This window comes from Paenibacillus sp. 01T424 (genome assembly GCF_056398745.1).
This window is the reverse complement of sequence record NZ_JBFTPZ010000035.1, coordinates 16,886-30,467: the sequence shown is the minus strand read 5'-3', so window position 1 is coordinate 30,467 and position 13,582 is coordinate 16,886. Positions and strand designations below refer to the sequence as shown.

Here is a 13,582-nt window from a genome sequence, read left to right as displayed (position 1 = left end):
GTAGATTGATCATACAGTTTCAAGTTTTGCAAAGGAGATCGTATACATGAAGCAACAAATTATGTTTGACCTCGACGATACATTAATTCACTGCAATAAATACTTTTACTTGGTCATTGATCAATTTATTGATGCGATGACCACTTGGTTTGGCAGCTCTCCCCTCGTTTCAATACAAGCCATCCGAGACAAGCAAATGGAGATTGATATTGCCGGCGTAGCCGTATTCGGATTTAAAAGCGAGCATTTCCCACAATCGTTTGTTGATACTTACATTCACTTCTCTCATTTGACTGGTCGCAAGAGATCAACAAATGAAGAAAACTTTCTATGGAAGCTTGGCTTAAGTGTATATGAGCACGATACCGAGCCGTATCCAAATATGGAACAAACGTTGTTCTCACTAGCGGAGGCCGGCCATGAGCTTCATCTCTATACGGGGGGCGAGATGCCCATTCAACGTCGCAAGATTGAGAAATTAAACTTGGAGCGTTATTTCGATTCCCGCATCTACATTCGACGCGTCAAAAATAGCGACGCACTAGAAACCATTTTGTCCAATGGTGTCTTCGATCGCAACAGTACGTGGATGGTTGGCAACTCCATTCGAACGGATGTTGTTCCTGCATTAACAGCAGGTATTCACGCTATTCATATGCGTGCGATAACCGAATGGGAATATAACATCATTCAGATTGAAGTGGAACCAAAAGGCGCTTTTTTAACCTTGGATCATCTAAAGGATGTCCCTGGCGCTATTCACGGGTACGTTAATCGATAAAGGAAAGACAAAATCAAATAAACCCGAATTCGTCCTTGATGCTTCTGACGAATTCGGGTTTTTGCTATGTGAGAAAAATGGCCTCTACTGTTCGATTGCCAGTTCTCCGGTACCCACATTTCTAAGCACTATTTTTCCTTCTCCAGGCGTTCCATCCGGAAGCTCAAGCTTCAGCTTAGTCGTCTTCCCCTTCTCGACTAAAGCTTTCACCTGAGTATCCGTCAAATTCCTGCCAAAGCTTTCTTTCCATATAACGAATTTACAGCCTTCCTTGTAGTGAGAACAGCCATAGCCTTTGCGCCCCATAAAGATGGAACCGCCGCAGCCTGGCCTTGGGCAAGTGGCAATGACAGTCGGGCTGCCTGATACACTAGACGCAGCCGATGCCGCTTTTTTTGCCGCTCCAGCCGTTTTAGTTGTGGCTGTACGGGTGCGAGTCGCTGTACCTGACTTTCCGCCAGAGCCTTTGCCGGAAGCAGGAGCTTCACTCTCAAATGATGTTTTGGCGGCTCGTGATTGAACGCGAACCTTGTCCACGATCATCGTCGCGAATTTTTTTACATTTTCCATGAATTGTCCATCCGAAGCAGTTCCTCTGGATATCTCGTTCAATCGTCGCTCCCACAACCCCGTCATCTCAGGAGAGGTAAGCAAATCAATACCAGCACCACGAATCAGCTCAATAGCTGTTCGACCTTTTTGTGTAACTTGTATTTTTTTGCCCTGCATTTCCACATAACCAACGTTTTTCAGCCGCTCAATCGTAGCTGCACGCGTAGCTGGTGTACCTAATCCTGAATCTTTCATTGCATCTCGGACATCCTCGTCCTCAATTTGTTTGCCTGCGCTCTCCATTGCTTTAAGCAGTGTACCCTCCGTGTAATGCTTGGGAGGCTGTGTGTCCTTCTCTTTCACAATGGCATCCGAACAGATAATCCCTGCATCTGCTGATATGGAGAAAGGCTCATTTACTTCAATTTCTTCGTCCTCTGCTTCTTCCTTATCCTTGCTTTTGGCTGAAGGTTTTGCTTTCTCCTTCTTCTGGTCAGCATAGATGACCTTCCATCCTAAGCTAAGAAGCTCCTTAACTGTCGTTTTGAACATTTCGTTCTCTACCTCAGTCAAGACGGTGTGAACCTTATATTCAGCAGCTGGATAAAATTGCGACAAAAACCTTCGCACGATCAAATCATACAGCTTTTGCTCATCAGGGCTGAGTCCATTTGCTTTACGATTCGTTGGCAAAATGGCATGGTGATCCTCAACCTTAGTTGGGTTGCAAATAAATTTATTCCCCTTATGCACAAGGCTCCGATTAGCCCCTTTGACGAGATCATCATAGGCGGTACCTTGAAGTGCATTCAACGTTTTGTGCATTTCAGGAATGTTCTGCTCTGTCACGTAATTTGAGTTTGTTCTCGGATAAGAAATAACTTTATGCTTCTCGTACAACGCCTGTGCTGTATCCAACGTTTTTTTCGCAGAAAAAGCATATTTGCCATTGGCTTCCCGCTGCAAAAGAGTAAGATCGTATAGCTTAAACGGATACTCTTTCGTATCCTTAACTTCATAAGACGCAATTCGTCCCGCCTTGCCTTTAACCTTTGCCGCAACGGCCTCAACTTTTGCTTGATCTGTCATTCTCTCGGCCTGCCACATGCCGCGGTACGTCATTTCATCCTGTGTGAAATGTCCTTCCAGTTCAAAAAATTTCAAAGAGGAGAACGCTTCAATTTGCTTCTGCCGATCATATATAAGGGCGAGCACTGGCGTCTGAACTCTGCCAACCGATAGCAGCACATTATGCTTCGTTGTAAAAGCACGTGAACCGTTCATTCCGATTAGCCAATCCGCCTCGCTTCTTGCTGTTGCCGCGCGGGTCAAATTCTCATATTCGGCGCCCTCTTTCAATTCCTCGAAACCTTTTCGAATCGTCTCCGGGGTAAGGTCTGAAATCCACAGCCGTTTAACGGGTTGATTTAACTTAAGATGGCGCTGGATGAGGGAAAAAATATATTGCCCTTCTCGCCCGGCATCACAAGAGTTGACAAGCAGATTGCTGCGTTTTGCCAGATCGCCGATAACCTTAAGCTGATCGATTGTTTTTTTGTTCGGTACGAGCTTGAACTGTGTCGGTATAATGGGAAGATCATTTATATTCCACTTTTTGTAACGATCATCATAGGCATCAGGCTCTGCAAGACCGATTAAATGACCGATCGCCCACGTAATAATATAATGCTCGCCTTCTATGTAGGAACGGTGATTTTTTGCTTTAGGATCGATTGCGGCTGCTATATTTCGTCCCATATCAGGTTTTTCCGCAATGATTAGTGTCTTCAAAAGATTATCGCTCCTTCATTAAGCTTTTCGAAAGTCTAACGCCTATCGCTCTCCACAATTAGCAATAAACGTTTCGCACTGTACAGCCACTAGAACATTTTACAGATTTCCGCGCAAAAAAGAAATGTTTTTCCCCATATCAAGTTTGAAATTTCTCCATAAAAAAAGCAAACCCAAGTGGGAGAGTTGTCCCAATTGGGTTCACGGAAGGTCTGTGTTAATAGCCGGCTTCTCCATATAGGCAATGATTTTGGCAAAAATCGAACGAACACCATCCGACCACTTCGGGTCTTCCGCATACTTTCGATTAATCCATGTAAAAGGATCTACTTCTGCCGGCCTATCCTTGCTTAAGTTAAATACGGTTCGCGCCGCAATTTCTGCCGATTGCTTAATATTGGTGTTAAAATCCTGCCAGCTATGAAAAACATTAAAAGGATTGTTGGCAATCTTTTTATGCTGCTTATTCGTTTTCGGTACAAACCCTTGCTCTTGTCCAGTTATAGCGAATAAGACGACCGGATGAATATCGAAGGCTTGCGCTGCCGTTATAATTGCTCCAAAATAAGGCTCTTCAGCTAGTATGGATGATTTCGTCTTTAAAAATGAGATCAACCGCGCTTGATCAATTTCTTGATAACGAAGCTCGATAGGCAGCCCGTCTACAGGAACAACAATAGGTTGAACTTGGTTCATAACAACGGGTGGCTGCAGCTTGTTGTCAGACGGTAAATTTAAAGACCAGCCATACAATAAAGTAGCTGCAATTAATAGAATACTTAATGTGCTGTATATATAAGTTCTCGTACTAATCCTACGTGCTAACGTATTGCTCCATTTCGTTGCAGGTAATGAAATGACCTCTGCTTGAGTTGAAGCTTGTGTCATATTACGCGATTCAGCACCTTCAGTAATAAGTAATCCTCTCAGCTGCGTCAGAAGGCCATTCTCAGCCTCATTTGAAGCTACACCCGATTGCTCCCCGTTTAATACGAGTTCGTCCATTACACGCTGCATGAGAGGCTTCTTGCAGCTTATGAGCAGCTGCTCTTCCAGCCAATCATGGAACGGATCATATATTTCTGCCGAGGTTCGATCTAGCTCTAAGCAGGCTTGAAAAATATCTTCCGCTCTAACCGGTCTTTGCCGCTCCAAAACAGCTGTTCTAATGAGCATTTCTGTGACGGAGCGTTTAACGCTGGTCTCGAAATTCGGTAATTGCTTATGTATTATGCGTTTGACCGCATCCGCTACAATTTCTGCTCGTTTTTCCCCAGGCAGCGCAGCGTATTTGTGTTGTACATAACTTCGAATATTTCGAACGTCTGTTGGTGACAAAACATATGCTTCATCGGCTGCCATGACGAATCGCCCCTTCGCGTCATCTCAAACCGATTTTACCACAAGTTTCCTTAGGACAGTGAGCTTAGTTTTTGAATTTCTTCTTGAATGTGCGCGGATGCAGTATAAATACTGTTATTTGTTCCTTCTCGTTAACCGTAAATTGATATTCACAATCACAGCCTTTATCATGCGGGACAGTATTGACCCCATACTCAGCAAGAAAAGCGCCCTAAGGCGCTTCTCATCCATCAAATTTATTATATCACGTCCAATATTTAAGGAAGCATCGATGATCCCATTAAATATTTATCCACTTCACGAGCGGCCTCGCGACCTTCATTAATCGCCCAAACCACTAAGCTTTGACCACGGCGCATGTCGCCCGCAGCAAATACTTTATCCACATTAGTGTTGTATTTGCCATAAGTCGCTTTTACGTTTGTACGACGGTCTTGTGCAAGACCAAGCTGCTCAATCAGCGTCGTTTCAGGACCTTCAAAACCTACTGCAATAAATACAAGATCTGCAGGCCATACTTTTTCTGTTCCTGGAATTTCACTATATATTTTACGTCCAGTCTCATCAACCGTACGTTCAATTTGAACAGTATGAAGCTCTTTAAGGTTTCCATTGCCATCGCCAACAAATTTCTTCGTTAGTACAGAAAACGCTCGAGGATCTTCACCAAATAGTGCTTTTGCTTCCTCATGTGCATAATCCAGCGTGTACACATTCGGGAATTGCGGCCATGGATTTTTATCGTTGTCTCGCACTAGCGGCGCTTTCGCATGTGTGCCGAATTGCGTAACCGATTTACAACCGTGACGCAGTGCTGTAGCCACGCAGTCCGATCCAGTATCTCCGCCGCCAATAACGATAACGTCCTTGTCTTTCGCGGAAATATAGTTTCCATCTTCAAGATTCGAATCCAAATAGCTCTTAATTGTGCCATTCAAGTAATCCATTGCCATGTGAACACCGTTCAAATCGCGGCCTTCCATTTCAACGTCGCGAGCTCTTGTCGAGCCTCCGCAAAGAACGACTGCGTCAAAGCTATTAACGAGCTCAGAAGCTGTAATATCTTTGCCGATTTCTGTATTCGTTACAAACTCAACGCCTTCTGCTGCCATAATGTCAACACGGCGCTGAACAACATGTTTCTCAAGCTTCATTGTAGGAATACCATAGGTTAGCAAGCCGCCGATGCGATCTGCGCGCTCATATACGGTTACGGTATGTCCTGCTTTATTCAGTTGTGCAGCAGTTGCCATTCCAGCAGGGCCAGAGCCTACTACGGCAATCCGTTTGCCTGTGCGGACTTTTGGCGGTTGTGGAACAACCCAGCCCTCTTCAAACCCGCGATCAATGATTGCTTGTTCGATTGTTTTGATCGTTACAGCATCACCTATTAAACCAACCGTACAAGATCCCTCACACGGTGCTGGACAAACGCGGCCTGTGAATTCAGGGAAATTATTCGTTTTATGCAGACGGTCTAGCGCTTCACGCCATAATCCGCGATAAATCAAATTATTCCATTCTGGAATGAGATTGTTAACTGGGCAACCTGAAACCGAACCTGCCAGTTCAATGCCTGTGTGGCAATATGGTGTACCACAGTCCATGCAGCGAGCGCCTTGTGTTTTTAACTGCTCATCCGAAAAATGCTTATGAAACTCTTGCCAGTCTTTGATACGCTCTAGCGGGTCGCGATCGGCCGGCAATTCGCGCTGAAATTCCATAAAACCAGTAGGTGTAGACATGATCGCATTTCCTCCATCCATATTTCCCGTTAACACTGCTTAGATTCTCTTTAAAACTATATCGGGAATTCTTAAAATATTCAATAACGAACTTTCTGCGAAAACGAATATTTTGTCTAAAGCACTCGTTTACTATTTTACAACATCCTAGCATTCAAGTACTTATGAAGGTAATGGATTATGCGTACAATCATTTGCACTTTCTGACATATCGTTCGTCAAACGTTCGGTTTTACCTTAAAAAGCTACACTTCCGACCGAATAAACGTTTGAAACGTGAAAGCATACTTGTTTTTTTCATCACGATCTCTGCTCTCGCTTTCCACAAGCTTCCACTGCAAATCAGAGAATGCAGGAAAAAATGCATCTCCGCCTTCAATATCTGCTTCCACTTTTGTAAGCAATATTTGATTAGCGAAGGGCAGAAACTGCTCGTAAATATCAGCACCGCCTATCACAACAAGCTCTTCAGCTGTATATAATTCTAGCGCTTCTTTAATCGAATGTACGATTTCACATCCCTCAGGGTGGAAATCCGTTTGACGTGTCAATACGACATTTTTACGATCAACCAATGGCTTAGGCAGGGATTCAAACGTCTTACGGCCCATGAGTACCGTTTTACCAATCGTCATCTTCTTGAAAAAAGCCATTTCTGCTGGCAAACGCCATGGCAGCTTGTTTCCAATTCCTATAGTTCTATTGCGATCCATAGCGGCAATCAAAGTAATATTCATAATGGTTAACTCCTTTCTTCATTTTTAAAAATGAATATGAATTTACACAGCTACCGGCGCTTTAATCGTTGGATGAGGGTTATAATCCGCAATGGATAGATCCTCAACTGCAAAGTCGAAGATTGATTGTTTGTCTGTGTTTAATTTTAACTGAGGGAGCGGTCTAGACTCTCTGCTGAGCTGAAGCTTGATTTGCTCCAAATGATTCGTGTAAATGTGGGCATCTCCAAGCGTATGGATGAATTCTCCCACTTCAAGCCCGCATTCGTGTGCAATCATGTGGGTCAATAAGGCATAACTTGCGATGTTAAATGGTATGCCTAGGAAAATGTCAGCGCTTCGCTGATAAAGCTGGCATGAAAGCTTGCCGTTTGTTACATAGAATTGGAACATCGTATGGCAAGGAGGCAGTGCCATGCTGGGAACGTCTTCTGGATTCCAAGCGGAGACGATCAGTCTTCTCGAATCCGGGTTTTTCTTAATCGTCGCAATGACATCCTTAAGCTGATCAATCGCATCCCCTTGCGTCGTCTTCCACTCTCTCCACTGCTTGCCATACACGTTGCCGAGCTCGCCGAATTCAGCGGCAAACTGGTCATCCGTTAAGATGTGCTGCTTAAAGAGATCCATTTGCTCTTCATATACTTTAGAGAATTCAGCATCCGTTTGCGACCGAAGACCAAAGTTCGTCATGTCAGGGCCCGTGTAGAATGCGCTCTCCACCCATCTTTTGAACGCCCATTCATTCCAAATATTATTATTATGCTGCAGCAGATAACGAATGTTCGTATCTCCTTGAATAAACCAAATCAACTCACTGGCAATTAATTTGAATGGCACACGTTTAGTTGTAAGCATCGGAAAACCTTCGCTAAGATCAAAACGCATTTGATAGCCAAAGGTAGAAATCGTTCCAGTCCCCGTTCGATCTTCTTTTTTTGTTCCATGTTCTAAAACATATTTCAACAAATTCAGGTAGGTTTGTTCGCTTTTGCTCATTTGGACATTGCTCCCTATCATGAAAAAAATCAGAAAAATAACAATTAATTATATCATCAACCAGGATTTCTGTCCTGCTTTCGTTTCTTTCGCAGCGCATGCCTCTCAGGAGCGGAAAGATGCAGCTTTATCTCCTCTTCTGTCTCTGGGACGACAGTTGGAACAATAGCAGGTTTGCCATGATCATCAATTGCAACAAAAGTGAAAAAAGCAGTAACTGTCGTTTTGCGCTCCCCACTGAACAAATTTTCGGATTGAACGGACACGAACACTTCCATCGAGCTACGATGTGTCCACGAAACAAAGGCTTCAACCTCAATAACTTCTCCGACCCGAATCGGCGCCAAAAAATCAAGACTGTCCGTTGATGCGGTTACAGCTTGCATACGTGCATGTCTCATGGCTGAGATCGCAGCAACCTTATCCATGTACTCCATCAGCTTTCCACCAAACATCGTATCAAAATGATTCGTGTCCAAAGGAAAGATCAGCTGCGTCATAATTGTTCGCGATTCTCTAGCCAGTTTCGTTGATTGTTCCATGCTCGTGTACGCCTCCTATTTGTTGGATTAAAGCTCTTGAAGCGCAAAGAGGCCCCGCCGGCTGGAGAGCCGCGTGACCTCTGTTGTCGCAAAACGATAGCATTATTGCGATTTATTTAATAAAAGTGTGGATCGGGTGGCCAAGTGCAACCTCAGCTGCATCAAGCACGATTTCACCAAGTGTAGGATGCGCGTGAATTGTAAGTGCGATATCCTCAAGAGTTGCGCCCATTTCGATAGCCAAAGCAAGCTCAGCAATCATATTGGAAGCCTCAATACCGATGATTTGCGCACCAAGTACAAGACCGGAGTCTGCATCGGATACGAGTTTAACAAAGCCTTCATTTGCATTAAGCGACATTGCACGTCCATTGATTGCGAACGGGAATTTGCCAACTTTTACATTATGACCTTTGTCTTTTGCTTCCTTCTCACTGAAACCAACGCTTGCGCATTCTGGATCAGAGAAGCAAACTGCTGGTACACATTTGTAGTCAATAACACTAGATTGACCCGAAATGGCTTCAGCTGCGATGCGGCCTTCGTACATTGCTTTGTGCGCAAGCGCAGGTCCAGCAATGATATCGCCAATCGCATAAATATGAGGAATGTTAGTGCGGCATTGCTCATCAACTTCAACTAGTCCACGATCGGACAGCTTCACGTTAATAAGGTCAAGACCTAGCTCACCATCCGTATTTGGACGACGTCCAACCGTTACGAGCAGGTAATCCGCAGTTACTTTCTCTTCTTTATCGCCAACTGTATAAGTTACAGTAACATCTTTATCTGTTTGCTCAGCACCTTTTGCTTGTGCGCCAGTAATGATATCCACATTCGTGCTTTTTAGTTTCTTCGCAACGATGTTGGACATATCTTTGTCAAAGCCCGGCAAAATCGCGTCGGAGCCTTCAATTACTGTAACTTTTGTGCCGAATTTGGAGTACATTTGACCAAGCTCGATACCGATATAGCCGCCGCCGATAACGACAAGGCTCTTCGGAATTTCTGGCAAGGACAATGCGCCTGTTGAAGATACGATACGGCCAGTGAAAGGGAAAGCTTTTAGTTCAATTGGACGTGATCCTGTAGCGATAATGCAGTTTTTGAAACGGTAGCGAGGCGCTTCTTGATCGTTGAATACACGCGCTTCGTTTTCGTTAATAAACATAACTTCGCCTTGGAAATATTGGACTTTGTTTGCTTTCAGAAGAGAAGCAACGCCGCCTGTCAATTTTTTCACGATGCCGTTTTTGAACTCTTGCACTTTAGTAAAGTCAACCTTAGCTTCTCCAACTTCGATACCGAATGCGGAAGCGTGACTGATTGATTCATATTGATGTGAAGCGGAAATAAGTGCTTTCGATGGAATACAGCCCACATTCAAGCATACGCCGCCTACATGTTCTTTATCCACGATGAGTACGTTTTGACCAAGTTGAGCAGCACGAATCGCTGCTACATAACCGCCTGGGCCCGCACCAATAATTAGAGTGTCAATATCTAGGGAAGCATCACCAACAACCATGTCTTATACCTCCATTATGAACAGTTCTGGTTGACCCAGAAGTGTTTTGATGTAATTCATAAAGTTTTGAGCTGTAGCGCCGTCGATAAGACGGTGATCGAAGCTAAGTGAAAGAGCCATTACAGGAGCAGCTACGATTTCACCACCCCGAACAATTGCTTTTTCAGTAATTCTGCCTGTTCCAAGAATTGCAACTTCAGGGAAGTTGATAACTGGAGTGAAGAACATACCGCCAGCGGAACCAATGTTGGAAATCGAGATTGTACTGCCTTTAAGCTCGTTAGCAGCAAGTTTACCGTCACGGCCGCGAGCAGCTAGATCACGGATCGAGTCAGCAATTTTGAATAGGTTTTTACGATCTGCATCTTCAATAACCGGCACGATTAGACCGTTATCTGTATCTGTAGCGATACCGATATTGTAGAATTTGCGAAGAACGATTTCTTGATTAGCCTCATCAAGCGTTGCGTTCAAGATCGGGAACTCACGGCATGCTGCCACAAGAGCTTTCACGATGAACGGCAAGTACGTAAGCTTGGAGCCTTTTTTCTCAGCATAAGGCTTATATTTAGCACGAAGTGCTACTAGCTCCGTTACATCAACTTCATCCATGATCGTAACATGTGGAGCTGTATAAACCGATTTCGACATTGCGTTAGCAATGATTTTGCGAATACCTTTGAATGGTACGCGCTCTTCCGGACGGTACGGTGTTCCAGCCGATACTGCAGCAGGTTTAGCTTCGCCAGCACCTTTAGCTGCAACTTCTGCGTTGCTTGATTGTTCAGCTGAAGGAGCAGATGCATCTGTAGCTGCAACAGCAGGAGCGCCGCCAAAACCAGTTACGTCATCACGAGTGATACGTCCGTTTTTGCCAGTTCCGCCTACTTGTGTTAGGTCTACGCCTTGCTCGCGTGCAAATTTACGAACGCTAGGTGTTGCTAGTACAAGACCGCCAGTTGCTTTAGGAGCAGCTGCTGCTTGTGCTGCAGGAGCTTCAGCTTTAGGCGCCTCAACTGCTGGTGCTGCCGCCGCTGTAGGAGCTTCTGCTTTAGGTGCTTCTGCTTTAGGTGCTTCAGCTGCTGCTGGTTCAGCTTGCTCTGGCAATTCGCCTTCTGCATCAATGATTGCAACAACCTCGCCAATGTGGCAAACTTGTCCGTCTTTTACGAGAACTTCGAGTACTTTACCATTTACTGGGCAAGGCACTTCGACGATCGCTTTATCGTTTTGAACTTCCATAATAATGTCATCATCTGTAACCGTGTCTCCGACTTTGATATGCACTTTAATGATTTCGCCTTCGTGCAAACCTTCGCCGAGCTCTGGGAAACGATATTCGAATTTAGCCACCGCTTTAACCTCCTTTAAAAGTTCAGTACTTTGTTAACTGCTGCAGAAATACGTGCTACCGTAGGAAGCCACGCATCCTCAACTAGAGCAAACGGATATACAGTATCCGGACCAGCAACACGTAGTACTGGAGCTTCTAAGTGCAGAATAGCTTTTTCATTGATTTGAGCAATGATTTCTGCTGCTGCGCCAGAAGTTTTTTGTGCTTCTTGAACGACAATAGCACGGTTTGTTTTCTTAATTGAAGCAACGATTGTATCGATATCAAGCGGAAGCAGTGTGCGAAGATCGATAACTTCTACACTCACGCCTGTTTTTTCAAGTTCTTCTGCTGCTTTGACAGCTGTGTGAACCATAAGACCATAAGAAATGATCGTTACGTCACTGCCTTCGCGAACAACATTTGCTTTGCCGATCTCAACTGTATATTCACCTTCAGGAACTTCAGCCTTGAACGCACGGTACAAGTTCAAGTGCTCCATGAAAAATACAGGATCATTCTCACGAATTGCAGAAATCATCAAGCCTTTTGCATCATACGGGTTTGAAGGAATGACAACCTTGATACCCGGCGTTTGAATAGCAAGACCTTCAAGGGAATCTGTATGCAGCTCAGCCGCTTTAACGCCGCCGCCAAAAGGTGTACGGAATACGATTGGTGAGTTGTAGCGACCGCCAGAGCGGTAACGCATACGAGCAGCTTGGACAAACATTTGGTCAAGCGCTTCATAAATAAAACCTACGAATTGAATTTCAGCGATTGGACGGAAGCCTTGCAACCCCATACCAACTGCCATACCTGCAAGAGCTGACTCAGCAAGAGGCGTATCAAATACGCGATCTTCACCAAACTCATCCTGCAAACCTTCTGTCACACGGAATACTCCGCCGACTTTACCTACGTCCTCACCAAAGATGACAACGTTCGAATCACGTTTAAGTTCTACGCGCATCGCATCGCGAATTGCTTCCAACATATTCATTTGAGCCATGATCGTCAGATCCTCCTCTTCTATTGAAAATCGTCCTTTTGCTCTTCCAAGTATTGCGGTGTTGTTTCGAACATGCTATCGATCAAGCCCGCTACAGTCATTTTTTCAACTGCTTCAGCTTTTTTGATGTGCTCAGTTACAGTTGCTTTTGCTTCATCTTTCACACGGTTTGTGTCTTCTTCAGTCCACAAGCCTTTTTTCTCTAGATATTTACCGAAACGAACAAGCGGATCTTTTAAAGCCCATTCTGCTTCTTCATCTTTTGTACGGTATTTAGTCGTATCATCCGCCAAGGAATGCGGACGGAAACGGTAAGTTAGAAGCTCAATCAAAGTAGCGCCTTCGCCATTGCGGCCGCGCTCTGCTGCTTCTTGAACAGCTTTGATAACAGCAAGTACGTCCATACCATCCACTTGAACACCTTTGATACCAGCAGCAACAGCTTTATGTGCAACAGACAAAGCGCCTGTTTGCTTAGAGTAAGGTGTAGTAATAGCATAGCCGTTGTTTTGTACAACATAAATGACAGGCAGCTTATAAGCGCCTGCGAAGTTCATGCCTTCGTAGAAGTCGCCTTCTGACGAACCGCCGTCGCCTGTATAAGTGATAGCTACACGTTTTTCATTCTTTTTCTTAAATGCCATTGCTACGCCAGTTGCGTGCAATACTTGTGCGCCAATAATGATTTGCGGCATTAGAACATGTACATCCTCAGGAATTTGACCACCTTGTTGGTGTCCGCGAGAATATAGGAAAGCTTGGTACAATGGCAAACCATGCCATACAAGCTGTGGCATATCACGGTATCCTGGGCAAATGAAATCATCTTTGTTTAACGCGTATTCGCTACCAACCATTGATGCTTCTTGACCTGATACTGGAGCGTAAAAGCCAAGTCTTCCTTGACGACCTAAATTAACAGCACGCTCATCCCATGTACGAGTAAATACCATGCGGTACATAACTTCTTTTAATTGATCATCAGACAAAGCCGGCAATAAGTCCGGGTTAACAACTTCCCCGTCGAGTGACAAGACAGATAGCGGAGTTACCGGTTCCGTTTGAACTTCGTATGGCAATTTGCTCATTTTGATCGCTCACCTCAATCGAAATATTTGAAAATCGTTTACCTCTGTTATAGAATTATTATAAACCTGTTTAATGAAAATGGTCAAAGCAAAAAACACAAAAACCGTTGTT

General features: G+C 44.4%; 11 protein-coding genes. 1 reads left to right on the top strand and 10 read right to left on the bottom strand.

What is annotated here, in order from left to right; translation table 11 throughout:
• The first annotated feature begins 46 nt into the window (after positions 1-46).
• Positions 47-781 carry an HAD family hydrolase gene (locus AC1DPK_RS23820; protein WP_076265854.1) on the top strand — a complete coding sequence of 245 codons (735 nt, stop codon included), beginning with the start codon at positions 47-49 and terminating at the stop codon, positions 779-781.
• 84 nt (positions 782-865) lie between these two features.
• On the opposite strand, the gene AC1DPK_RS23815 is transcribed toward AC1DPK_RS23820, so the two are convergent.
• From AC1DPK_RS23815 to pdhA, 10 genes are all read right to left on the bottom strand, one after another.
• Positions 866-3,124: a type IA DNA topoisomerase gene (locus AC1DPK_RS23815; RefSeq protein WP_477511829.1), complete on the bottom strand. Its 2,259-nt coding sequence runs from the start codon at positions 3,122-3,124 to the stop codon at positions 866-868.
• Between the two features lie 201 nt (positions 3,125-3,325).
• Entirely contained in the window at positions 3,326-4,486 is a 1,161-nt protein-coding gene (locus tag AC1DPK_RS23810) for a hypothetical protein (protein WP_477511828.1), read from the bottom strand.
• Between the two features lie 257 nt (positions 4,487-4,743).
• On the bottom strand, positions 4,744-6,231 hold the full coding sequence (locus AC1DPK_RS23805; RefSeq protein WP_441882407.1) for a glutamate synthase subunit beta: 1,488 nt from the start codon (positions 6,229-6,231) through the stop codon (positions 4,744-4,746).
• A gap of 245 nt (positions 6,232-6,476) precedes the next feature.
• Entirely contained in the window at positions 6,477-6,968 is a 492-nt protein-coding gene (locus AC1DPK_RS23800) for a dihydrofolate reductase (RefSeq protein ID WP_441882410.1), read from the bottom strand.
• Between the two features lie 42 nt (positions 6,969-7,010).
• The gene (locus AC1DPK_RS23795) at positions 7,011-7,967 is read right to left on the bottom strand and encodes a thymidylate synthase (protein WP_477511827.1); all 957 of its coding nucleotides are present in this window, start codon (positions 7,965-7,967) and stop codon (positions 7,011-7,013) included.
• Positions 7,968-8,023: 56 nt separating this feature from the next.
• Positions 8,024-8,509, bottom strand: a complete 486-nt coding sequence (locus AC1DPK_RS23790; RefSeq protein ID WP_441882416.1) for an acyl-CoA thioesterase — start codon at positions 8,507-8,509, stop codon at positions 8,024-8,026.
• 112 nt (positions 8,510-8,621) lie between these two features.
• Complete coding sequence (gene lpdA, locus AC1DPK_RS23785) at positions 8,622-10,037, bottom strand: dihydrolipoyl dehydrogenase (protein ID WP_076265847.1); 1,416 nt, start codon at positions 10,035-10,037, stop codon at positions 8,622-8,624.
• A 3-nt stretch (positions 10,038-10,040) separates the two neighbouring features.
• The gene (locus tag AC1DPK_RS23780) at positions 10,041-11,390 is read right to left on the bottom strand and encodes a dihydrolipoamide acetyltransferase family protein (RefSeq protein WP_477511826.1); all 1,350 of its coding nucleotides are present in this window, start codon (positions 11,388-11,390) and stop codon (positions 10,041-10,043) included.
• Between the two features lie 14 nt (positions 11,391-11,404).
• On the bottom strand, positions 11,405-12,382 hold the full coding sequence (locus AC1DPK_RS23775; RefSeq protein ID WP_339202658.1) for an alpha-ketoacid dehydrogenase subunit beta: 978 nt from the start codon (positions 12,380-12,382) through the stop codon (positions 11,405-11,407).
• A gap of 20 nt (positions 12,383-12,402) precedes the next feature.
• Entirely contained in the window at positions 12,403-13,470 is a 1,068-nt protein-coding gene (gene pdhA, locus AC1DPK_RS23770) for a pyruvate dehydrogenase (acetyl-transferring) E1 component subunit alpha (protein WP_339202659.1), read from the bottom strand.
• Between the last annotated feature and the right edge of the window lie 112 nt (positions 13,471-13,582).